Origin of the sequence: Erythrobacter westpacificensis (genome assembly GCF_039542285.1) — a bacterium.
GTDB lineage: Bacteria > Pseudomonadota > Alphaproteobacteria > Sphingomonadales > Sphingomonadaceae > Alteraurantiacibacter > Alteraurantiacibacter westpacificensis.
In genome coordinates this window covers 262,464-284,792 of record NZ_BAABHV010000001.1, presented here as the reverse complement: position 1 = coordinate 284,792, position 22,329 = coordinate 262,464, and the positions used below count along the sequence as shown (strand labels likewise).

General features: G+C 65.1%; 24 protein-coding genes. 11 read left to right on the top strand and 13 right to left on the bottom strand.

Going from position 1 to position 22,329, the window contains the following annotated elements; translation table 11 throughout:
* Nucleotides 1–400 precede the first annotated feature (400 nt).
* The 3 genes from ABFX23_RS01555 to ABFX23_RS01545 all read left to right on the top strand — a co-directional run bounded on the left by ABFX23_RS01555 (nt 401) and on the right by ABFX23_RS01545 (nt 3,180).
* A complete protein-coding gene (locus tag ABFX23_RS01555) occupies nt 401–1,120 on the top strand; it encodes a CoA transferase subunit A (protein WP_346031374.1) in 720 nt (239 codons plus the stop codon).
* A gap of 106 nt (nt 1,121–1,226) precedes the next feature.
* Complete coding sequence (locus tag ABFX23_RS01550; protein WP_346031373.1) at nt 1,227–2,501, top strand: hypothetical protein; 1,275 nt, start codon at nt 1,227–1,229, stop codon at nt 2,499–2,501.
* 40 nt (nt 2,502–2,541) lie between these two features.
* Complete coding sequence (locus tag ABFX23_RS01545) at nt 2,542–3,180, top strand: CoA transferase subunit B (RefSeq protein WP_346031372.1); 639 nt, start codon at nt 2,542–2,544, stop codon at nt 3,178–3,180.
* A gap of 3 nt (nt 3,181–3,183) precedes the next feature.
* On the opposite strand, the gene ABFX23_RS01540 is transcribed toward ABFX23_RS01545, so the two are convergent.
* Nucleotides 3,184–4,536: an FAD-binding oxidoreductase gene (locus tag ABFX23_RS01540; protein WP_346031371.1), complete on the bottom strand. Its 1,353-nt coding sequence runs from the start codon at nt 4,534–4,536 to the stop codon at nt 3,184–3,186.
* 139 nt (nt 4,537–4,675) lie between these two features.
* Between ABFX23_RS01540 and ABFX23_RS01535 the strand changes: the two genes are divergently transcribed.
* The 4 genes from ABFX23_RS01535 (at nt 4,676) to ABFX23_RS01520 (ending at nt 7,549) form a co-directional block, all read left to right on the top strand.
* The gene (locus ABFX23_RS01535) at nt 4,676–5,221 is read left to right on the top strand and encodes a GbsR/MarR family transcriptional regulator (protein ID WP_346031370.1); all 546 of its coding nucleotides are present in this window, start codon (nt 4,676–4,678) and stop codon (nt 5,219–5,221) included.
* Between the two features lie 25 nt (nt 5,222–5,246).
* A complete protein-coding gene (locus ABFX23_RS01530; RefSeq protein WP_346031369.1) occupies nt 5,247–5,783 on the top strand; it encodes a hypothetical protein in 537 nt (178 codons plus the stop codon).
* Nucleotides 5,784–5,797: 14 nt separating this feature from the next.
* A complete protein-coding gene (locus tag ABFX23_RS01525; RefSeq protein ID WP_346031368.1) occupies nt 5,798–6,172 on the top strand; it encodes a hypothetical protein in 375 nt (124 codons plus the stop codon).
* A gap of 81 nt (nt 6,173–6,253) precedes the next feature.
* Entirely contained in the window at nt 6,254–7,549 is a 1,296-nt protein-coding gene (locus tag ABFX23_RS01520) for an MFS transporter (RefSeq protein WP_346031367.1), read from the top strand.
* Here the strand turns inward: ABFX23_RS01520 and ABFX23_RS01515 are convergent.
* The 8 genes from ABFX23_RS01515 to ABFX23_RS01480 all read right to left on the bottom strand — a co-directional run bounded on the left by ABFX23_RS01515 (nt 7,500) and on the right by ABFX23_RS01480 (nt 16,912).
* Entirely contained in the window at nt 7,500–8,774 is a 1,275-nt protein-coding gene (locus ABFX23_RS01515) for a DUF418 domain-containing protein (protein WP_346031366.1), read from the bottom strand. The genes ABFX23_RS01520 and ABFX23_RS01515 overlap by 50 nt on opposite strands.
* Nucleotides 8,775–8,786: 12 nt before the next feature.
* Nucleotides 8,787–9,995: a methionine adenosyltransferase gene (gene metK, locus ABFX23_RS01510; RefSeq protein ID WP_346031365.1), complete on the bottom strand. Its 1,209-nt coding sequence runs from the start codon at nt 9,993–9,995 to the stop codon at nt 8,787–8,789.
* Nucleotides 9,996–10,047: 52 nt separating this feature from the next.
* Nucleotides 10,048–11,619 (bottom strand): apolipoprotein N-acyltransferase, encoded by a 1,572-nt coding sequence (gene lnt / locus ABFX23_RS01505; RefSeq protein ID WP_346031364.1) that lies wholly within the window; start codon nt 11,617–11,619, stop codon nt 10,048–10,050.
* Nucleotides 11,620–11,687: 68 nt separating this feature from the next.
* Entirely contained in the window at nt 11,688–12,416 is a 729-nt protein-coding gene (locus ABFX23_RS01500; protein WP_346031363.1) for a DUF4167 domain-containing protein, read from the bottom strand.
* A 188-nt stretch (nt 12,417–12,604) separates the two neighbouring features.
* Nucleotides 12,605–13,456, bottom strand: a complete 852-nt coding sequence (gene prmC, locus ABFX23_RS01495; RefSeq protein ID WP_346031362.1) for a peptide chain release factor N(5)-glutamine methyltransferase — start codon at nt 13,454–13,456, stop codon at nt 12,605–12,607.
* Nucleotides 13,453–14,520 (bottom strand): peptide chain release factor 1, encoded by a 1,068-nt coding sequence (prfA, locus tag ABFX23_RS01490; protein ID WP_346031361.1) that lies wholly within the window; start codon nt 14,518–14,520, stop codon nt 13,453–13,455. The genes prmC and prfA overlap by 4 nt, the downstream gene beginning before the upstream one ends.
* Nucleotides 14,517–15,761, bottom strand: a complete 1,245-nt coding sequence (gene hisS / locus ABFX23_RS01485) for a histidine--tRNA ligase (protein ID WP_346031360.1) — start codon at nt 15,759–15,761, stop codon at nt 14,517–14,519. The genes prfA and hisS overlap by 4 nt, the downstream gene beginning before the upstream one ends.
* Nucleotides 15,762–15,799: 38 nt before the next feature.
* Nucleotides 15,800–16,912: an LLM class flavin-dependent oxidoreductase gene (locus ABFX23_RS01480; RefSeq protein WP_346031359.1), complete on the bottom strand. Its 1,113-nt coding sequence runs from the start codon at nt 16,910–16,912 to the stop codon at nt 15,800–15,802.
* A gap of 181 nt (nt 16,913–17,093) precedes the next feature.
* Between ABFX23_RS01480 and ppa the strand changes: the two genes are divergently transcribed.
* Nucleotides 17,094–17,630 carry an inorganic diphosphatase gene (ppa, locus tag ABFX23_RS01475; protein ID WP_346031358.1) on the top strand — a complete coding sequence of 179 codons (537 nt, stop codon included), beginning with the start codon at nt 17,094–17,096 and terminating at the stop codon, nt 17,628–17,630.
* A gap of 92 nt (nt 17,631–17,722) precedes the next feature.
* Here the strand turns inward: ppa and ABFX23_RS01470 are convergent, their stop codons facing one another.
* Together ABFX23_RS01470 and ABFX23_RS01465 are read right to left on the bottom strand one after the other, a co-directional pair.
* Nucleotides 17,723–18,001 carry a PilZ domain-containing protein gene (locus tag ABFX23_RS01470; protein ID WP_346031357.1) on the bottom strand — a complete coding sequence of 93 codons (279 nt, stop codon included), beginning with the start codon at nt 17,999–18,001 and terminating at the stop codon, nt 17,723–17,725.
* Nucleotides 18,002–18,092: 91 nt separating this feature from the next.
* The gene (locus tag ABFX23_RS01465; RefSeq protein WP_346031356.1) at nt 18,093–18,278 is read right to left on the bottom strand and encodes a hypothetical protein; all 186 of its coding nucleotides are present in this window, start codon (nt 18,276–18,278) and stop codon (nt 18,093–18,095) included.
* A gap of 180 nt (nt 18,279–18,458) precedes the next feature.
* On the opposite strand from ABFX23_RS01465, the gene ABFX23_RS01460 reads away from it, so the two are divergent.
* Nucleotides 18,459–18,848, top strand: a complete 390-nt coding sequence (locus ABFX23_RS01460; RefSeq protein WP_346031355.1) for a PilZ domain-containing protein — start codon at nt 18,459–18,461, stop codon at nt 18,846–18,848.
* A gap of 111 nt (nt 18,849–18,959) precedes the next feature.
* A complete protein-coding gene (locus ABFX23_RS01455) occupies nt 18,960–19,352 on the top strand; it encodes a PilZ domain-containing protein (protein ID WP_346031354.1) in 393 nt (130 codons plus the stop codon).
* A 198-nt stretch (nt 19,353–19,550) separates the two neighbouring features.
* Here ABFX23_RS01455 and ABFX23_RS01450 read toward each other — a convergent pair whose 3' ends face one another.
* Together ABFX23_RS01450 and ABFX23_RS01445 are read right to left on the bottom strand one after the other, a co-directional pair.
* Nucleotides 19,551–20,918, bottom strand: a complete 1,368-nt coding sequence (locus ABFX23_RS01450; RefSeq protein WP_346031353.1) for a mechanosensitive ion channel domain-containing protein — start codon at nt 20,916–20,918, stop codon at nt 19,551–19,553.
* A gap of 41 nt (nt 20,919–20,959) precedes the next feature.
* Nucleotides 20,960–21,337 carry a hypothetical protein gene (locus ABFX23_RS01445; protein ID WP_346031352.1) on the bottom strand — a complete coding sequence of 126 codons (378 nt, stop codon included), beginning with the start codon at nt 21,335–21,337 and terminating at the stop codon, nt 20,960–20,962.
* A 218-nt stretch (nt 21,338–21,555) separates the two neighbouring features.
* Between ABFX23_RS01445 and lptB the strand changes: the two genes are divergently transcribed.
* On the top strand, nt 21,556–22,320 hold the full coding sequence (lptB, locus tag ABFX23_RS01440) for an LPS export ABC transporter ATP-binding protein (protein ID WP_346031480.1): 765 nt from the start codon (nt 21,556–21,558) through the stop codon (nt 22,318–22,320).
* Nucleotides 22,321–22,329 lie beyond the last annotated feature (9 nt).

The window sequence follows — 22,329 nt, the reverse complement described above, 5'->3', positions numbered from 1 at the left end:
GGGGAAACGTGCCGAAAAATGCGACCGCAGCGGCAGCATGCAGAGCGGGCAAAAAAATAGGCCCGGTCGTTGCCGACCGGGCCTTGGAAGTTTTGGGAGAGGATGCCTGAAAGGCAGGGAGAGATATGTTCGAATCCGCCCTATCTCGCAAGTGCGAAAAGAGCACAGGATGTTGCACTGGACGCAACATAGGCGCTTTGACCCTGAATCTGCGCTCTTTTCTAGCTGACACGCTTGTCAGCGTTTCACGAAATTGAATGGTCATTCACCTTTTTTGACGCATTCTCCCGCGACGCGGTATAGAGCCTGTGCTGGTGACATCACGGGCGCGGGGCTCTAATGCCTCACGCCATAGTCTCAAACGACACCAGATCGACCGAACCTGAATCGAGGAGCCGCCATGCAGAAACTTTATCCTTCCGCCGAAGCCGCCCTGGAAGGCGTGCTGCGGGACGACATGCTGATTGCCAGCGGCGGCTTTGGCCTGTGCGGCATTCCCGAGCGACTGCTGAAGGCTATCCAGGATTCGGGCGTGAAGAACCTCACCTTCGCCAGCAACAACGCCGGGATCGATAACGAAGGCATCGGCATGCTGCTGCGTTCCAAGCAGGTGAAGAAGATGATCTCCAGCTACGTGGGCGAGAACAAGGAGTTCGAGAGGCAGTACCTTTCCGGCGAGCTGGAAGTGGAATTCTGCCCGCAAGGGACCTTGGCAGAGCGCATGCGCGCAGGCGGCGCGGGCATTCCCGGCTTCTACACCAAGACCGGCGTCGGCACCCAGGTGGCCGAGGGCAAGGAAGTGAAGCAGTTCGACACCGGCGACGGGCCGGAGGACTACATCCTCGAAAAAGGCATCTTCGCCGACCTTTCCATCATCAAGGCATGGAAGGCCGACGAGACCGGCAACCTAGTATTCCGCAAGACCGCGCGCAATTTCAACCAGCCCGCCGCCACTTGCGGCAAGATCTGCGTGGCCGAAGTGGAAGAGGTGGTGCCTGCAGGCTCGCTCGATCCCGATTGCATCCACCTGCCCGGCGTCTTCATCAACCGCATGGTGGTGGGCGCGCCCTACGACAAGAAGATCGAATTCGTCACGACCCGGCAGCGCGAGAACGCCTGATGCGAGGCTGCGAGGGCCTGCAGGAATGCAAATTCCGGAAAAACCCTCGACTCGCCGCGCACAGGCAATACCAACGCAGTGGAAACGTTGCAGGATTTGAGAACCGATGACCCCTCGTAACCTATTGCTTCTTGGCCTTTCCTCCATCGCTCTACAGGGCTGCATCGCCGCTGCGGCGATACCCATCGTGGCAGGGGGCGGGGCGCTGGTGCGCGACACGGTCTCGGACGATGCCCGCTCGGGCCGGCGCGAACAGGCGGCGGTGATCCCTCCGCCCGCTGCCACGCCGACGCCTGCGCCCACGCCCACGCCCGCACTCGCGGCAACCCGGCCTACCGAGCTGGTGAGCACCGCCGCTCCAGCTCCAGCGCCCGCTCCTTCCGCCACTACGGAACAGGCGCAACTGGCGCTGGGCGCTGCAGAACCCGTCATCGTTTCCACACTGGACGACAGCCGCGCTGCTCCTGCGCCGGCTGCAACCCCCTCGCCGACCACGACCCCTGCGCCAGCCGTCGCCGCTGCGACACCCGCAGCAGAGCCGACCGCTTCGCGGCAAACGCCGCCGCAGGATAATGCGGCTCTGGCGGCAGCACCCGCCGGGGAACCGGCCGCAGGCAGCGCGGTATCGGATGCCTGGGCAGCGGCCCGGGAAACGGCCGCCAGCCTCGCACCCGCCCGGCCTGCGCAGGTACAGCCCGAGGCGCTCGAACCTGCCGCACCCGCGCGCAGCGAAGAACCGGAAACGGAGGCGCTCGCCGCTTCTGCCAGCGCAGCTCCGTCCGTGGCCGAACCGCCAGCGCCTGCCGTCACGGCCAGTGCCCAGGCGAGTGGCGGCCTCGGTGGCTATGACAGCCTGCGCGGTTATGCGCTGCGCACGCTTGGCGGCGGCCTCCCGCTGCCGTCAGCCATGCTGGCCGATCCCACCAGCCTGCAACCCGTGCGGCGCGACTGCCAGGAAAACACGCCGACCGTGGTGATCGATCTCGATCCGCAAGGCGGCGTGGTGCCGATCGTCGGCCCGTTGCCGGTGAACACCGATCTCGCTCGCATCCTGGCGGACCTTCGCCTGCGCGACGTGCAGATCGCCTGGATCACCGATCGCGGCCCGATCGACGCGCGCGCCGTGCGTGATCGCCTCGTTGCCTCCGGCCTCGACCCGAACTCGCAGGATTCCCTCTATGTCGAGCGTTATCCGGGCGAGACCAAGCAGGCCCGCCGCGCGGCGCTGGCGCAAACCCAGTGCGTGATTGCGCTGGCCGGAGACGAGCGTTCGGACTTCGACGATCTCTACAACTACATCCGCGAACCCGGCGATGCCCGCAATCTCGAGCTGCTGCTCGGCAATGGCTGGTTCCTGATCGAAAACCCTGTCGGCGGCTAACCCCCGCCCCACCCCCATTCCTCCAAGGAGAACACCTCTTATGCCCTGGACCCGCGACGAAATGGCCGCCCGCGCTGCGAACGAGCTGGAGGACGGCTTTTACGTCAATCTCGGCATCGGGATCCCCACGCTGGTGGCGAACCACATCCCCGAAGGCATGCAGGTGACGCTGCAGAGCGAGAACGGCATGCTCGGGATTGGCCCGTTCCCCTACGAGGGCGAGGAGGATGCCGACCTGATCAACGCCGGCAAGCAGACCATCAGCGAACTGCCGCACTCCGCCTATTTCGACAGCGCCACCAGTTTCTCCATGATCCGCGGCGGCCATATCGACCTTACCGTGCTGGGCGCGATGGAAGTGGCCGAGAATGGCGACATTGCCAACTGGATGATTCCGGGCAAGATGGTGAAGGGAATGGGCGGCGCGATGGACCTCGTCGCGGGCGTGAAGAAGATCATCGTGGTGATGGAGCACACCAGCAAGCACGGCGATCCCAAGTTCATCCCGGAATGCACCCTGCCGCTGACCGGCACCAACGTGGTCGACATGATCATCACCGACCTCGCCGTGTTCCAGCGTCCGGACCACGACAGCCCGTTCAGGCTGGTCGAGTTGGCTCCCGGCGTAACGGCGGAGGAAGTGGCCGAAAAGACCACGGCCCACTACGTCACCGACTAGGGTTCAGCCTGCTGCGCCAAGCACACCGCCGAACACGTTGTCCGGATCGTACCGCTGCTTCATCTGCTGAAGGCGCGCGAAATTGGGGCCGAAGCCTTCCCTTGCGCGCCCCAGTTCGTCGCGGTCGAGATAGTTCAGGTATACGGTGCCGTCGGAGAACTGCTTGAGCTTGTCATAGGTCGCCCGCGCCGCGCCCATGATCTCGTCATCGCGCGCAGGGTCTGACCACCCGGCAGAGATGCCGAGGTTGTAGCGCGCCTTGCGATTGGCGAAGGCGGTGTCCTCCACCCCTACCCGCGAAACCGCGCCGCCCAGCGATTCCATGAAGATCTGCGAATATTCGCCCGGCAGCGATTTCAGGCCCTCCACCAGCACGTCGGTCAGTTCGTCGCTCAGGTCGTCGACGAAGACCGACTTCCAGTAATAGCGCCCGCCGTGGGGGGATGCCCCACCGAAGGTCTTCTGGAATTCGACATAGGGTTGCGGGGCGACGAAGCCGAGGATCATGTCGCCCAGTTCCAGCATCGGCTGCACCTGCACCTTGGCGGCCTCCTGTTCGCCCGCATGGCAGGCGATGATCGCCACCGTGTGCTTGCCCTGCCATTCGGCCGGGAACGGATCGATGGGCGGCACCGTCATCAACACCGGCACCATGGTCAGGTCGTCCGGCGCATCGTGCATGAACTCGCGCACGAAACGCATCACGTCACGCGCCTTGTCCAGCGGATAGAAGGCCTGCGCCACGACCACTTCCGGCCCCACCGGCGTCGCGCGGAAATCGAAGCGGGTGACGATGCCGAACTGCCCGCCCCCGCCGCGCAGAGCCCAGAAGAGGTCGGGGTGATTGTCCTCGCTGGCTTCGACCACGGAGCCGTCCGCCAGCACGACTTCGGCCCCCACCAGGCTGTCGATGGTCAGGCCGAGCTTGCGGGCGAGGAAACCGATGCCGCCGCCCAGCGTCAGGCCGCCCACGCCGGTTTCCGGTTCGACGCCCGCCGTCACCGCCAGGCCATGCGCCTGCAAGGCGGCGTCGAGTTCGCCCAGCAGCACACCGCCGCCGACGCGGGCCATGCGCGTTCCGGGATCTACGTGGATGTCCTTGAGGCCGGAGAGGTCGACCAGCAACCCGCCCTGCGGCAGCGAGGCCCCCGAGACCGAGTGCCCGCCGCAGCGCGCCACCGCTGTCAGACCGTTTTCCGCAGCATGGCGAACCGCCGCCGCCACGTCCGCCGTGCTGGCGCAGCGCGCAATCATCGCCGGCTCGCGGTCGATCATGCCGTTCCAGCCGAAGCGAGCAGTCTCGAAATCCTCGTCCTCGCGGGTGACGATGGTTCCGGCGAAATCGGTAATGGTCATCCAGCTTCCCCCCTTTGATGCTGCGCGACCTCGCACACTATCGCACCCGCACGGCTGGCAATGCAAGGCGACTTGACTCGTCCGCTCGTGCTGCTATTTCTGAAATTACAGAAATTGAGGAATGCGAGTCGGAAGCGCCGTGAAAGTCACCGATATCCCCGAAGCCGAACAGTTCATCCTCCATTGGGGGGAGATGGGTTCGCACTGGGGGGTGAACCGCTCGGTCAGCCAGGTTCACGCGCTGCTCTATCTCAGCGATCGGCCGCTCCATGCAGAGGAAATCTGCGACACGCTGGGCCTCGCCCGCTCCAACGTCTCCACCGCGCTGAAGGAATTGCAGGGCTACGGCATCGTGCGCCGCCAGCACGTGATCGGCGACCGGCGCGATCACTTCGTGGCCGAGACGGACCTGTGGGAAATGCTGATGCGCATCACGGTGGAGCGCAAGAAGCGCGAGATCGACCCTACGCTGCAAGTGCTGTCGGACCTGTCGGCCAGGCTCGAAGGCCGCAAGGACGTGCCCCCGCACATCGCCCAGCGCATCGGGCGCATGCACGAATTCATGGGCACGCTGACCGGCTGGTTCGACGATGTCCGCAAGTTGCCCAAGGGCACGCTAGTCTCGCTGATGAAGCTGGGCAGCAAGGTCGCCCGCTTCATCCCCGCCCGCAACCCACGGGACTGACCACCCTCAGGAAGGATCACATGCCATGACTGCCGATCCACACGAACTGGTTTCTGATTTTACAGAAATGACTGACAGAGAGCTTGCAATGATGATCGGAGCGTTCTTCCGCGCAATCGGATGGGGCGCATTGGCGGGAGGCGGATTCCTGCTCATCTTTACCGTGCCCATCGGGTTGGCGATGCTTATCGGCGATGGCGAACCCGGCGGGCTGGTCGTCGCCTTCCTTCCTTTGGGTCTAGCTCTGGCGGGCACCCTTCTGGGGATGCTCGCCTTTGGCCTGCTCGTCACCTTCTTGTTGCGCCACTTCGGGCGTGAGGAAGCCTCTATCTATGCCGGTGCAGGAATAGTCGGGGGCATACTCGAATGCGTGCTGTTCTCCGCTTGGCTTATGGGCGGCTTCAATAGCAGCCTCTTTTTCGCCGCCCTGTTTCCCGGTCTGTTTTGCGCGTTTGCCGGTGCGGTTGCTGGCGGAGTCTGGGGTGCCCATCGCGAAGAACGGGTCCGTCAGGCCACCGATCCCGAACACCCAACCAACCCCTATCACGACATGATTTACTAAGCAGGAGAAGCACGATGACCGAACTGAGCTATTTCGCCTACCTCCTCATCGCCATTGCCCCCACCGGCTGGGTGGCGCGCACGTTGAGCGTGAACGGGGAGGTGTTCCTGGTCGATTGCTTCGGCCATGACGAGGTGCTGGCGCGCAGCACCAATCACCTTCTGGTGGTGGGGTTCTACCTCGTCAACGTGGGCTTCATCCTGCTGACGATCAGCCTCGGCAGCGAGCCGACGACGCTGGCCGAAGCCATCCGCTTCGTCGCCACCAAGGTGGGGCTCGCCGTGCTGGTGCTGGGCTGCTGGCACTTCTTCAACATGCAGATGATCGCCCGCTACGGCCGCAAGGTGGGCCGCTGGGTGCGGGAGAACCACGGCGCGAAGATCGCCTGACGGGCAAACTTCACCGCGTTGAAATGGCGGCTCCATTGCGGGGCCGCCATTTTCGTTTATGCCTCTTTGCCGGGAGAGGACATGAAATCACGCAGCACATCGCCGTGGCTGGCCCTGGTCGTCCTGACCGGGGTCAGCACCGTGGGCTTTATCGACCGCATCGTGGTGAACGTGCTGGTGGAGCCGGTGAAGGCCGAGTTCGGCCTGTCGGACACGCAGGTCTCGCTGATGGGCATGGCCTTTGCGCTCATGTACATCGGGGTGGGCATAGCCGCCGCGCGGCTGGCGGAGCGCAAGCGCCGTCTTACTCTCATCTCGCTCGGCACCGCGGTCTGGTCCGTCGCCACCGCCGCCTGCGGGCTGGCGGGAAGCTGGGCGCAATTGCTGGTGGCGCGAGTGGGCGTGGGATTTGGCGAAGTCGTCGGCCTGCCCGGCAACCAATCGGTGCTGGCGGATTATTTCCCGGCCACGAAACGCGGCCTCGCGCTCTCCGTGCTGATGCTGGCCCCGCCGGTGGGGGCTTTCGTCGGCTTCGTGGGCGGCGGGTGGATCGCGCAGGAGTTCAACTGGCGCACGACCTTCCTGATCGCCGCCGTGCCAGGCCTCATTCTTTCCGTCATCGCCTACCTGTTCGTGGCGGAGCCACGACGCGGCCAGCACGATCCGGGCGCGGGCGACGACGTGCCGCCGATCTCCGCCGTGCTCTATCGCCTGTTCGTATTACCGAGCGCGCGCAACCTGGTGATCGGCTCGGCGCTGGCGGCCATGTTCGGCTTCGGCCTCAACTACTTCTTCACCTCGCTGATGATCCGCGAGTTCGATCTCGCGCTGGGAGAGGCCGGGCTCTACACCGGACTGATCGCCAGCCTGCCCGCCGCGCTATCCGTCGTCGCCTGCGGCTGGATGGGGGACTGCTGGGGGCCGGGCAATCCTGCCGCCTACGCCCTCATTCCCGGAGCGATGCTGCTGGTGGGCGGACCGATCTACGCGCTCGCCATCTGGCAGGAGGGGCTGACGCTGCTGCTGGCGCTGGTGAGCGTGGCGACGTTCCTCAACTTCGGCTACCTCGGCATCACCTTCGCCACCATCCAGAACCTGATGCACCCGCGCATGCGCGCCACCACGGTGGCACTGCTGAACGTGGTCTACGGCATTGCCGGTGGCCTTGGCCCGCTACTGCTGGGCTGGATGAGCGACAGCTTCGCCATCACGCAAGGGCCCGCACGCGGGCTGGCGACGGCAATGGCGATCACCGGCCTCGCCTACGTCTGGGCCTCGGCGCACTATTTCCTCGCCGCGCGCAAGCTGGCGGGCGACATGGAACGGGTCAGGGTGCCCGTTCCCGCCCCCGATCCCGCAGCAGCGGAAGGCGCTTGAGGCCAGAAAGGCTGCGCCACGCCCACTCCGCCGGCCCTTGCCGGAAACGGGCGAGCCAGGGTGGCGACCATGCCAGCATGGCGGCGATGGGAATGAGCGCGAGGAGCAGCGCCTTGCCGCGCGACACCTCTCCGAACAGGCCGAGGCCCCAGCCCGCGAACAGCGCGGCGAAGATCACGCTGCTGGCGAGGTAGTTCGTCAGCGCCATTCGCCCGGCGGCGGCGAACAGGCGAGTGGCTCGATGGTCTTTCATAGCCCCGCCGAACAAAGCCATGGCGAGCGCGGCGTAGCCGGTGCCCAGCACGATATCGAACGGGGCGGACCACACCAGCGCGTTGGCTGCGGTGACGATGGGGTCGAAGCCGGAAAGGATCGACCACGCCATGAGCGCGATCAGCACGGGAATGCCAGCCAGCGCACAGGCCCGCGTCAGCCGCAGGGCGCGGCGTGGCTCCCACTCGCCTGCCAGCAGGCCGCCGCGCCAAAGCGCCACGCCCAGCAGCATCGAGGCGAGCGCCGATGGAATGGAGGCGACGATGAAGCGGACTTGCAGCATCGGATCGGACACGCGCCGCACCAGCCGTTCGGAAAGCCCCTCCTGCCCGCGCGCCAGCGAGGCGGCGGTGGTATCGGGATGGCCGCCGTAGGTGCGTTCCGCCATGTCCAACGGCGCGAGATCGATCGTGAGGCCGCTCACCCGCTGATACCAGTAATCCAGCCAGCCCCACGCGTAATAGCCCGACACGGCGAGCTGCCCGGCGATCAGCAGCCCTGCCGCCCACAGCAAGCGCCTTACCGGCCAGTTCACCGCCAGCGGCAGCAGCAGGCCGCACACCGCATAGATGCGCAGCACGTCGTTGTTGGCGAGCACGATTGCGTGGGCCAGTCCGATGGCGAGCAGCACCGCCATGCGAGCGGTGTGCGCGCGCAGCGGGTGGTCGCTCTTCTTGCCCAGCAGGATCGCGATGCCGGCGCCGAACATCATCGCGAACAGCGCACGGAACTTGTCTTCGACAAGGACGGAGCTGATCGCCCAGAGCGCCACCTCCAACTCCCCGGTGCCGCCCCAGACGCGCGGGTTCAAATAGGCGTTGGCGGGCATCGAAAAGGCGATGACGTTCATCGGCACGATGCCGATGACCGCCACGCCTCTCAATGCGTCGAGCGCGGTAATGCGCTTTCGGGAAGAAGGCGCGGCGGTAAGGGCGGTGCCCGAAACGCTCACGCCGTCATGCCCTTACGAAAGCGCCGCCTTCAGGTCGGCGGCAAGGTCGGTGCGTTCCCACGGGAACAGGTCGCCCTCTGCCGTCCGGCCGAAGTGGCCGTAGGCGGCGCTGCCGCGGTAGATCGGCTTGTTGAGGCCAAGGTGCGTGCGGATGCCGCGCGGGGTCAGCCCGCCCAGCTTCTCGATCCCGCGAATGGCATCTTCGATCTTGTCGTCGGCCACGGTGCCGGTGCCGTGGGTGTCGACATAGAGCGAAAGCGGCTGAGACACGCCGATGGCGTAGGCAATCTGGATCGTGCACTTGGTGGCAAGGCCCGCCGCGACGACGTTCTTCGCCAGGTAGCGGGTGATGTAGGCCGCGCTGCGATCAACCTTGGTCGGGTCCTTGCCGCTGAACGCGCCGCCGCCGTGCGGTGCCGCGCCGCCATAGGTATCGACGATGATCTTGCGCCCGGTGAGGCCGGCGTCGCCATCGGGGCCACCGATCACGAAGCTGCCGGTGGGGTTGATGTGCCACTGGGTCTCGTCCGTGATGAACCCTTCGGGCAGGATCTTGCCGACAACGCCCTTCACGTATTCGTGCAGCTCGGCTTCCTTCTCGCCCTCGTCATAGCCCGGCGCGTGCTGGGTGGAGACGACGACGGCAGTGCATGCAACGGGCTTGCCGTTCTCGTAACGCAGCGTGACCTGGCTTTTGCTGTCCGGCTCCAGGAACGAGGCGGTGCCGTTCTTGCGGTCGGTTGCCATCTGCTGGAGGATCTTGTGGCTGTAATCGATGGTCGCCGGCATCAGGTCCGGCGTCTCGTCGCAGGCAAAGCCGAACATGATGCCCTGGTCGCCCGCGCCTTCATCCTTGTTGCCGCTGGCATCCACGCCCTGCGCGATGTGGACGCTCTGGCCGTGAAGGAAATTCTCGAAAGTCAGCGTTTCCCAGTGGAAGCCTTCCTGCGCGTAACCGATGTCCTTCACCACGCCGCGCACGGTGTCCTCGATTTCCTGCTCGATACCCGGTGCCCACTCGTCACCTTCGATGATGCCCTTGCCACGGATTTCGCCGGCCAGCACAACGCGCTGCGTCGTCGTCAGCGTTTCGCAGGCGACACGTGCTTCGGGATCCTTGGAAAGGAACAGGTCGACAATGGCGTCGGAAATCTGGTCGGAAACCTTGTCCGGATGGCCTTCGGAGACGGATTCGGACGTGAACAGGTAGGATTGGCGCATGTTGGAGATTGCCTTCTCGTAAAAACTCGTAGGGGATTTCTGTTACCCGGCTCTATCTGGCCCGCTGCCGCGTTGCAACAAAACCGGCGAGAAGAAACAAACCGGCCCAGACAAGCGACAGCATGTTGCCCAGCCGCGCGAACAGCGTGGGGCCCGCTGCCGGAGGCACCACGGCATCGATCCGGCCCGGCTCTTCGCGGCCAAGGTATTCCCGCACGACGCCGCGCGCGTCGATCACCCCGCTGATACCGCTGTTCGTGGCGCGAAGGACGGGCAGCCCTTCCTCGATCGCGCGCATGCGGGACTGCGCCATGAACTGCGGCGGCGCGAAAGTCCCGAACCATGCCTCGCTCGACGGATTGAAGATGAACTCGGGCCGGTCCTCGCGGTCCACCACCTGTCCGGGGAAGGCGATCTCGTAGCAGACCTGGATGCCTGCCCGGCCGAACCGGCCAAGGTCCAGCGTGCGCGGGCCGGGGCCGGGCCAGAAGTCTATCGTGCCCGCCACCAGTCGCGACAGGCCAAGCGGTTCGAGAATGCCGCGCAGGGGCAGGTATTCGCCGTAAGGCACGAGGTGCGCCTTGGCATAGCTGCCGATGATCTCGCCCTCCGCGCTCAGTGCCGTCACCGCGTTGCGGGCGCCCAGCGCGCGCACGAACCCTGTCTCGTCGGCGCCGATCTCCAGGTCCACCGCGCCCGTCATCAGTGCGCTGTTCTCGCCCACGGTCGCGCCCAGGCGGCGCCGCGCGTAGAGAGGATCGCCCAGCGCCGTGGTGCGATCGTAGTATCGCTGCGGATATCCTTCTCGCAGGTAGTCCGCCATGCCCGATTCGGGCCACAGCACCAGTCGCGGGTCGCTGCTGTCGTCAAGACGCGGGGAGAGCTGCGCGAGGCGTGCGTAATTGGCCTCGTAGAAGCGCGGATCGCTGATCGCGTCCTGCGGGATATCGGGCTTGGCGATGGTGACGGGCAAGGTGCCCTCGCGCGCCGCGCCTGCGGGCCAGTACATCGCCAGCGCCAGCAGCACGGCCACCGCGCCGCTCGCCAGCCAGTTGCGCTCACGCAGCAGCAGCACGATGCCGCATCCCAGCAGCACGGCGAGGCCGGACAGGGCATAGGTGCCCATGAGGGGTGAAAGCGCGGCGATGCCGGGCCGGTCGAACGGGCCGAGCAGCACCATGCCCAGCGGGTTCCACGAATAGCCGGTGAACACCCAGCCGCGCATCCACTCGGTCACGATCCACGCGCCGGAGAACATCAGCGCAAACGCCCACGCCCCGCCGTTTCGCACCAGCAGCCGCGCCAGCATGGCCGCCAGCGCGGGATAGACCGCGAGGTACACCGCCAGCAGCGGCACGGCCGCCCAGCCGAGTATGGCAGGCATTTCCGACTGGTGGGTGAAGGCCGAGGCAATCCAGTTGTTGCCCAGCGTGAAATGGGTGAAGCCGAACAGCCAGCCAAGGCCAAGCGCGCGCAGCGGCGTGGCGGCGCGGGCGGCAAGAACGGCGAACAGCCCGATGGCCAGCAGGGCGACAGGCCAGAGCCCGAGCGGCTGGAACCCGGTCGCTGCCAGCAGGCCGAGCGCAAGCGCGGCGAGGCGCGGATGATTTTCGATAAGGGTCAAGACGGAACGCCCGCTGGCCATTGCTGTCGCTTCCTGCCGCGTAGAATTCCGTCCCGGTACTTGAACGGTCAGTTGACCGCTTCGAGCGCTTCCCCGCCGTCTTCGCTGCCGTCGTTATTGCTATCGTCCGAAGGCTTGCGGCGCGCACGCGTCGTCTTGCGGCGCGGCTTTTCTTCCGCCTCGCCGTCATCATCGTCGCCGTGCGAACCGCGCGCGATGGCGGGCGGCAGCATGTCCGGATCGAGACCGCCGTCGTCGTTCACGGCATCTTCGCTGTCGGACTTGCGCTTGCGGGCAGCAGGTTTGCGCGCTTTCTTGGGCTTGTCCTGCTTGATGAAGGGATTGTCGTCGTCTTCCTGATCGCCCGGCTGGCCTTCGTGGCCTTCCTCCGGATCGGAATCGTTGCGGCGGCTGCCGCTCTTGCCACGGCGATCCTGGCGACCCTTCTGCCGATCCTGCGAACGGTTGTCGCGATCGTCGTTGTCGTCATCGTCGTCATCGTCGGAATTGTCCTGCCCGCGCTCTGCGTTGCGCTTGGCCTGGGCCTCTTCCTTCTGCGCCTTGGCATCCGCGATCACGCGGAAGTAGTGATCGGCGAACTGCAGGTAGTACTCGGTCTGCACCCGGTCGTCGTTCAAGGAGGCTTCGTGAGCCAGCTTCTTGTACTTGTCCAGCATCTGCGGGGCATTGCCCCGGGCGCGGGAATCGATCCGGTTGGACTGGTTTCCACCACCACCGCCTCCACCACGATTGCTACCGCGGCCGCGACGACGATTGTTGTTTCGATTGCTATTCAAGGGAACTTCGCTTCCTCAATCTGGCTGCGACTTCGTGCCGCATCGCCATATGACCCCTCGTGGTTACACCCCCGTCACGAGGCATTTACGTCCCATCATCTGCATGCTTGCGAGCGGGAACCGTCCCGCTGGAATGGCAAATGTTGGAGTTCGGTCCAGCGCCCTGCGCTGTCGACCTGATGCAAGAGTTAGCTACTCGATTCGCCTTTGCCAAGTGTTAATCGCAATTCCAGCGCCCTGTCGCGCCCTCCAAGGTCCCGATGTGCAGTCGCGGTAAAGCCGTGTTCGCGTGCGATTTCGGTGACTTCACTTGCCTGCGTGGCGCCGATTTCGAGCACGGCGACGCCCGTTTCTGTCAACAGTCCCGGCAATTGGGGGATGATTATGCGGTAATCGTCCAGCCCTTCGGGACCGGAAAAGAGCGCGCTGGCAGGTTCGTAATCGCGCACGTCGGGGTCGAGCCGCGCATCATCCTCGACATAGGGCGGGTTGGCGATCACGAGGTCGAACAGGCCCAGGTCGTCCGCCCAGCCGGGCCTGGTCCAGTCGCCCGCCTGCATCACCGCCCTGTCCGCAAGGCCGAGGCTGTCCGCATTCCGGCGCGCGATTTCGAGAGCGGCAGCGGAGGCGTCGATGCCGACTCCCTGCGCCAGGGGCAGTTCGCTCAGCACCGCCAGCAGCAGCGCGCCCGAACCGGTACCGAGGTCCAGCGCGCGCTTCGCTTCCGGCGCGGCAGCCAAGGCGGCGCGCACGATGGCCTCGCTGTCCCCGCGCGGGATCAGCACGGCGGGCGAAACGGCGAGATCGAGGCCGTAGAACTCCTGCGTGCCGAGGATGTAGGCGACAGGCTCGCGCGTGGCCCGGCGATCCACCAGCGCGGCGAAAGCTGCGGGCGCGTCGCCCTGCATGTGACGCAGCAGCACGTCGGAGCGCGAGCAGCCCAGCGCGTGGGCCATCAGCAATTCGGCATCCAGCCGCGCTGTATCGCTGGTGGCGGCAAGGCGCTGCACCGCCTTGCGGATGGCCTCAGCTACTGTCACGCATCCATCGCCGCGAGGCGCTTCGCCTCGTCCTCGGCAATCAGCGCGTCGATCAGTTCGCCAAGGCCGGTGCCTTCCAGCACTTCGGGCAGCTTGTGCAGGGTCAGGCCGATGCGGTGATCGGTCACGCGGCCCTGCGGGAAATTGTAGGTGCGGATGCGTTCGGAGCGGTCGCCGCTGCCCACCATCGCCTTGCGCGCCTCGGCCTCGGCCCCGTGGGCTTCCTCGCGGCGCTTTTCATAGAGGCGCGCACGCAGCACTTTCATCGCCTTGTCGCGGTTCTTGTGCTGGCTGCGCTCGTCCTGCATCGCCACCACGATGCCGGTGGGCACGTGGGTAATGCGGACGGCGGAATCGGTGGTGTTGACGTGCTGTCCGCCCGCCCCGCTGGAGCGGTAGATGTCGATGCGCAGGTCGTTCTCGTCGATGGAGACGTCGACTTCCGTCGGCTCCGGCAGCACCGCCACGGTCGCCGCACTGGTGTGGATGCGCCCGCCGCTCTCGGTCACGGGCACGCGCTGAACGCGGTGGACGCCGCTCTCGAACTTCAGCTTGGCGAACACGCCGGTGCCGGTGACATTGGCGACGATCTCCTTGTAGCCGCCCACTTCGGCGGCGGCCACGCTGACCGGCTCGACCTTCCAGCCCTGCTCTGCGGCGTATTTCTCGTACATGCGGAACAGGTCGCCTGCGAACAGCGCCGCCTCGTCACCGCCGGTGCCGGCGCGGATTTCCAGCATGGCGGGGCGCTGATCGGCGGCATCGCGCGGCAGCATGGCGAGCGCCAGCTTGCGCTCGGCCTCGGGCAACTGCTTCTTGAGGCTGGCGAGCTCCTCCTCCGCCATGGCGCGCATTTCGGGATCGGAGAGCATGTCGCCCAGCCCTGCGATCTCCTCACGCATGGCGGAGACTTCGGCGGCGATCTTCGCCACCGGCTCGAGCTCGGCATAGTCGCGGCTGGCCTGGACGAACTCCTCGCCCTCGAGCTGCCCCGACGCCATGCGGGCTTCCAGTTCGGCGAAGCGATTGGCGATCTGGCGAAGGCGTTCGGCTGGGATGGTCAACTTAGACGTTCCAACAATGCGATAAGATCAGAATCAGTTGCGCCATCAACGCTGATACCGTGCCCATTTTCCGCGCATTTGAAGATTGCATCAGCTCCGCGCTTCACGGCTTTATCATAGCGCTTGCGCGGCGATCCCGTCGCAATCATTTCGGCCTTGAAACCTTCCCCTCGAAGAACGCTCAGCACGTGCCAAGCATGGGTTTGAGCTATGGGAGTATCGTCCTCGACCACGACAATGACATCGGCGTTGGCCTCGCCCTTCTCGCCCACCAGCATCGCCAGTCGCTCGATCCCCGCAGCCCAGCCAACGGCAGGCGTCGGCGCGCCGCCGAGCGATTCCATCAGCCCGTCGTAGCGCCCGCCGCCAAGGATCGTACTCTGCGAACCCAAGGCGCCAGCCGCTGCGGAGCCTTCGTCCGGGATGAATTCGAACGCCGTGTGGCGGTAGTAGTCCAGCCCGCGCACGAGGCTTTCGGCGCGGGTCCATTTCACGCCCGCCGCGTCCAGCCCGCTGGTGACATCGTCGAAGAACCGCTGTGCGTCGTCCGAGAGGAAAGCGTCGATCTTCGGCGCGTCTCCTACGAACTTGCGATCGCGCGGGTCCTTGGAATCGAGGATGCGGAGCGGGTTCTTGTCCAACCGCTCCTGCGAATCCTCGGACAATTCTCCGCGCACCGCGCCGAAATATTCGATCAGCGCCGCGCGCCACGCCTCGCGGCTGTCGCCGTCTCCCAGCGTGTTGAGATGCAGGGTCACGTCCGCGATGCCCAGTTCGCGGATAACCTGGTCGGCCATGGCCAGCAGTTCCACGTCCGCCTGCGGTTCGGCCGCGCCGATGATTTCGGCGTCGATCTGATGGAACTGGCGATAGCGGCCCTTCTGCGGCCGCTCGTAGCGGAACAGCGGGCCGTGCGTCGCCACCTTCAGCGGGGCGTGCTGCTGCCAGCCGTTCGTCAGGAAGGCGCGCGCGATCCCGGCGGTGAATTCCGGGCGCAGCGTCAGCGATTCCCCGCCGCGGTCCTCGAACGAGTACATTTCCTTCGAGACCACGTCGGTCGTCTCGCCGATGGCGCGGCTGAACACCTCGGTCTTCTCGAACACGGGCATTTCCACCCGGCGAAAGCGGTAGAGCTTGCGCACGCGCTCGAAGGTTTCGACGACGAAAGCGAAGGCTTCCGCGTCGGGTCCGAAAATGTCCTGCGTGCCGCGGATCGCCTGCGGAGTCTTGGTCTTGCTCATGGGACGCAGCCCTTAGGCCGCGCCCCGCAAGCGCGCAACTATTCCGCCGCTTCCAGGAACCGCTCGTCGATGCTGGTTTCCGCTTCCCAGCTTTTCAGCTCGGGCAGCACTTCCCTGGCGAACAGCCGCATCGCCCGCACGGCATCATCACGCGGCATCCCGCCGAAGTAGAGGTGCGGGAAAAATCCCTGCGGGTTGTAGATTTCCTTCAGCTCCCACAACCGCTCCAGGATCATCTGCGGCGTGCCGGTGACGGCGGACTTGCCGAACTTGGTGCAATAGTCGTCAATCGCCTCGGGGCTATCGAGCATCATCTTCTCGTACTGTTCGTAGCCCTCGACGTTCGCATAGGTGCCGGGCGTATCGAGGTGGTAGTTCTTCACCGCCGCGCGCATCGTGTGGGCGAGGTATTTCTCCCCCTGCTCGGCTGCGTAATCGGCATCCTCGTGGATATAGAAATTGCCGGAAAGCATGGGCGGGGGCGGCTCGCTGCCGTCGCCGTGAACTTCCTGCCATACCTCGCGGTACTGGTTGGGCGGCGCTTCCGCCCCGCGCTGCGGCAGCATCAGCACCATGTTGCCAAAGCCGTGCCGCGCGGCGGAATACATCGAGGAACCCGAAAGCGAACCGCAGAACTTGCGCCCGGCAAAGCTGCGCTCCGGGCGCGGGCGCAGCTCGCTGCGGGCGATTGTGCCGTATGTCCCCTCGCCCTCGATCACGCCGGTTTCCAGCGCCGGGATCAGCAGGTCCAGCACCTCGTTATAGAGCGCGCGGCTATCGGACTGGTCCACGCCCAGACCGGCAAATTCGTGCGCGCCCAGCCCGCCGCCGAAGCCCAGGATCGCGCGCCCGCCCGACAGGATATCGAGATTGACGATCTTCTCCGCCAGCCGCACGGGGTTGTGCCACGGCACGATGATGCACTGGGTGCCCAGCTTCACGTGGCTGGTCTTCGCCGCGATGTAGGTGAGCAATTGCAGCGGATCGTTCGACATCGAATAGTCGGAGAAATGGTGTTCGGTGATCCACACCGAATCGAACCCCAGGTCCTCCGCCATCACCAGCAGGTCCACCTCCTGCCGGACGAAATCCGCATCTGTGCCGGTATACCCACCCTGGTGCGCGAACCCGCTTGCCAAGCCTACATGCATTGTCCCTCTCCTCTCGATCACGTCGGAGCCTTTTCGCGACTCTCTTTGCGTCAGGTGCGCGAACTGTGCCCCTGTTCGCAAACAAAGACAATTGGTCTGGGCAAGCGCGGCCACGTGCGCTAGGCGCGCCGCTGAGTTTCTGGGAGAGGGTGCGTCAAACCCGCAAGAGGATAAAGCATCCATGCGTATCGAATATGTGCCGACGGGCGACAATCCGCCGGAAAGCCTGAACGTCATCATCGAAGTTCCCACCGGCGGGGAGCCGGTGAAATACGAGTTCGACAAGGAAAGCGGCGCGCTGTTCGTCGACCGCATCCTGCACACGCCCATGCGTTACCCGGCGAACTACGGCTTCGTGCCGCACACGCTGTCGCCCGACGGCGACCCGCTGGATGCACTGGTGATCGCCCGTTCCCCCTTCATCCCCGGCTGCGTTGTTCGCGCGCGCCCCATCGGCGTTCTGAACCTGGAAGACGAGCACGGCGGCGACGAGAAGCTGGTCTGCGTGCCGGTGGACACCACCTTCCCCTACTATTCCGACGTGGGCGAAACGAAGGACCTGCCCTCGATCATCTTCCAGCAGATCGAGCACTTCTTCACCCACTACAAGGACCTGGAGAAGGAAAAGTGGGTGCGTATCGGCGCCTGGGGTGATGCGGCGGAAGCCAAGCGCATCACGCTGGAAGCGATCGAGCGCTACGAAGCCAACAAGAAATAAGGGTCAACAATAAGTAAGGTGCCGGGCGCGGCCTGATCGGGTCGCGCCGCCCTTTGCAGCCGGTCTGGATCGGGTCGCCAGGAAGCCGCAGCCTATGGCAAGCGCGCATCCAGCACGATTGCCGGCGACAGGGGCTCTGCGAAACGCACCCCCACGCAATCCCGGAAGATCCAGGCGATCTCCCCGTCGACATTCACCTTGCCGGACAGGCGCACGGTAACCGGCTCTCCCGGCGCGAGCCAGCCCAGCCGATAGGCAACCCGGCATCCACTGACGGAGAGGTTGTCCATCTCGGCCCTCACCCTGCCACCGCGCACAAGCACATCTACGGGTGCCCTTGCGTCGTGACGCTTGAAGTGTCGCCGTTCCATGCCTGCCTTGTTCCTGGGTGGTAGTTCCGGTGTGGCGTTCTTGCGGTTGGAGGGAACGGGCCGTGGCAATCGCCCGTCCGGCCCGGCTGACCTAGTCGAGCCAGTCGCCGATTGCGGACTCTCCGCTCGGACCGATGACGATCTCCACTTCCCTGGCCCTCGCTTCAAGCTCGCGCGCGGCAACAAGCTTCGATTGGCGAACGGCCGCTGCCGTCGCGAGCTCTGCCTCGGCGCGCAGGGCGGCCGCCTCGCACCGCGATTGCTGAACGAATTCCATCGGTTCTCTCCCCCTGAAATCAGTAGCGGGAAGGTTCAGCAAAGAACCGCGGACAACAAGTCTCTTGTGAAGGCTGTTTCAAATCAGGGTTCACAAGAACCTAACAAGACCCGTACGAATAGCTAAACCGCGTGTTTATGATTTCCTGCCATATCTATTGGTAACGATTGGAGAGGCGCAGTGAAACGTTTTGCCGCCAGCAGGAATGACGGTCGAGGCATCCGGACGGGAAAGCGCGGCAGGCCGCGCTCGCACGTGTCGCTGCCCGGTAAGCTCGCGACACCCTTCAACAGCCAGTCCGTGGTGTTCGAGGACATCTCGGCCGCGGGCGCAAGAGTGTCCGGCACCGGTCTTCCCCCTATCGGCGAATTCGTCCGGCTGACCATCGGCGGATCGACCATGTTCGCGTCCATTGTCTGGCGAGAAGGCCACGAATGCGGCCTGGCGTTCGATGACCGCATGACCGATGAAGAAGTGGCCGAGTTCCGCGAAGTCGCAGAAGAAGCGCGGAGCCTGGGACTGAACCCGGACATGATCCGCGCCAGGGCCGACTGGAACAACGGCCTCTAGCCACTACGCTTCTTCGTACAATCGACTCCGGCCAGCCTGCGACCGACTTGTCTCAATGGTTCTGGGCCGCAGTTTTATTATATTTTCACGAGTCGATGGCAAATATTTGTCATGGATCACGAAGTTGATAGCGAACGCCACGAGCGACGGCACGAAAGGCACGTAGTAGAAGTGCAGGTCGAATGCTTCGTGCAGGGTGAAAGCATCTCCCTCAAGATCTATGATATCTGCGTCGATGGCTGCTGCATCGACACCGGCAATGCCCGAATATCTCCCGGAGAGAAGGTTTACCTGAAGTTCCTCAACGGCGTAGGCACCGAAGGGACAGTGGTGTGGAATAGCGACCGGTACGCGGGCATCAAGTTTTCAAGCGAACTGCACCCTGCCGTCGTGCTGCAGATGGGCTTCAGGCCCGTCGCGGGCAGAATGGAGGATTTCGTGCCGAGGGATCGGTTCGGGCGCGAACTCCCGCCCATCCGCGGGTTGCGCGCCATTCGCGATTGAACAGGGAGGAGAGGGTCGATGGAGGCAGGAAACCGCCGCTCTGGCAGCGACCGCAGGATTGCCGATCAGCGAAGCGACAGCCGGGCGTCCTACGATGGCGCGGAAAGGCGCGTGTCCGAGAGGCGATCAAGCGTCGATCGCCGCAAGTCTGAAAGAATGGATCCCGCCTGAAGCCGCCCGATGTGGGGGGCTATGGATTCACTCGACGGGTCGTCCGCTATCCAGCAGGTCCTTTTCCTGCCCAGGCGTGTTCGCCCGCTCCTCGTCCACCATCTTCGCAATCTCGTCTTCGGGTGCGACGTCCTGCGCATCCGTGGCGACCGGAGCAGGCGCCGGCGAAGGTCGCGGCGGTGCCGGCGGCGCGGATGGCGCGGGAGCAGCGCGGCCTTCCCCCACATTCTCGAACGGCAGCGGCACGGTGCGCTGATCGAAACGCAGGCGATAGATCGGCTCCGGCAGGGCGAAGCCGCCGTCTTCCAGCGCCCGCTTGCTGGCGGCGATGGCGCGGCTGCGGGCCTTGAAGAAATCGGCCTCGCGCTGGTCGATCCAGCCCAGGAACACCAGCACCACGTTGGAATCGCCCACCCGGTCTATCCGCACTTCGGGCGCGGGATCGTCCAGCACGAAGTCCAGCGAAGCCAGCGTGTCGCGGCCTAGCTGGCGCGCGGCCTCGGCATCGTCGTCCGCGTCCACCCCCAGCTCGAAATCGAAGCGGCGCTGCGGGTTGCGGGTGTAATTGACGATCACCGCCTTGAAGACCGTGGAATTGGGAATTCGCAGGTGGTTGCCTTCCAGCGTCATCAGCACGGTGGCACGGCTGGTAAGGCGGATCACCCGGCCCTCGTGCTGGTCGATCACCACGTGATCGTTGGCGCGGAAGGGCTGGCGCAGGCTCAGCATCAGGCTGGCGACGTAGTTCTCCACCGTGTCGCGCATGGCAAAGCCCAGCGCGATGCCGATCACGCCTGCCCCGCCCAGCACCGCGCCCATCAGCGCGCCGGCCCCGATCATGTCGAGCGCGATCACCACGCCCGCGATCACGAAGACGAAGCGCAGGGCGCTGGCGATCAGTTCTGCAAGGAAGGTATTGGTCGCCACCCGCCGCCACAGCCCGGTGAACGAGGCGAGCAGGTAGCCGATCGCGGAAATCGCCAGCGCCACCAGGAGCGCGAGGCCCACCAGCGGCAGCATCCGGGTGATCTGCTCGATCCGGTCGCCCAGGCCGCCGATGCCCTCCCCGATATCGACGGACACGTCGCGCTCGATATCGTTCTCCACCGTGGCGACGCCTTCCACGCCGCCCGCAATCGCCTCCGCCCGCGCCAGCGCGGCATCGTCGGGCGCGGTGCCGGTGAGCGTGACGACGCCCTGGCGAACGGAGACCTCCACCTGCGAGAGGCTGGGCACGTTGGCGAAGATGTCGGACAGGCGCGCGGCGATGCGTTCGTCCTGCCCGGCGGCCTGGTCGATCTCTATCGAACCGGCGGTGGGCGCAGGTGTCGCAGGTGCCCCTTCGGCAGGGGCAGCTTCGGGCAGCAGCGCGCTCGCGTGCGCAGAGGCCGGCAACAGTGCCAGCAGCAGCGCGGCAAGCAGGCGCAGGGTGCTTGTCAGAAGAGTGTGGAGCCGGCCTTGAAGCCGAGTGTCAGCAGCACCGGGAGGCCAAACACGGCCAGCCACATCAGCGCCACCTCGCGCCGGAAAGCAGGTGCAAGTGCCGGATCGTGCGCCTTCACATCGGGCAGGTCGCTCCAGCGCATTTCGAACCAGCGGCAGGCGGGAATGATCGCCGCCACCAGCACGACCAGCGCAAGGTAAGGCAGCATGGAGCCGTTGCCGGACTTCAGTTGCGTCAGGGTAAGGAAGATGTGCAGGCCGGTGTAGATCAGCAGGCCATAGGCGACGTGATCGCTGATGCGGCGACGCCAGTCGATCTTGCGGGCAGTCTCTTCGCGAGCCTGCTCTGTCTGTTCGAGTGCCTTGTTCATCAGGCTTCCCTCTCTGTTCCAGTCCCGAGTCGAAGTATTCCACTTCGTGCGGCCCGATGCAAGCCGGTGCGAACGGCACGTGTACGGGGCACATGCACGAATCTTGCCAAGCACCCTTCATTCCACGCACTTTCGTGCTAGATGGCCTGCATGACGAAGGATCAGGCATGAGCGCGCTGGACGACGAATTCCTCGACGAGGAGGCCCTGGCAGAAGCAATGGCCGATGCGCCGAGCAACGCCGCGCCCGACCTGCCGGAAAGCGGCGGGTTGGAAGTGGTCTCCATCGCCAAGAGCTACGACAAGCGCGCGGTGCTGACCGATATCTCCCTCACCGTCGCCAAGGGCGAGGTGCTGGGCCTGCTCGGCCCCAACGGCGCGGGCAAGACCACGTGCTTCTATTCCATCATGGGACTGGTGAAGCCCGACAGCGGCCGCATCCTGATGGACGGCGTCGATGTTACCAAGCTGCCGATGTATCGCCGCGCGATCCTGGGACTTGGCTACCTGCCGCAGGAAACCAGCATTTTCCGCGGCATGACGGTGGAGCAGAACATCAACTGCGTGCTGGAAATGGTGGAGCCCAACAAGGAAGTCCGCCAGCAGGAGCTGGAGCGGCTGCTGGAGGAATTCCACATCACCCGCCTGCGCGACAGCCCGGCGATGGCGCTGTCCGGCGGTGAACGGCGCCGCTGCGAAATCGCCCGCGCGCTGGCGGCGAAGCCCAGCATCATGCTGCTGGACGAACCCTTCGCCGGGATCGACCCGCTCTCGATCAGCGACATCCGCGACCTCGTGAAAGACCTGAAGCGACGCGGCATCGGCGTGCTGATAACCGATCACAATGTCCGCGAGACGCTGGATATCGTCGACCGTGCCTGCATCATCTACGGCGGGCAGGTGCTGTTTGCAGGCTCCCCGCAGGAACTGGTGGCGGACGAGAACGTGCGCCGCCTCTACCTTGGCGAGGGTTTCGAACTGTGATGCCTTTCC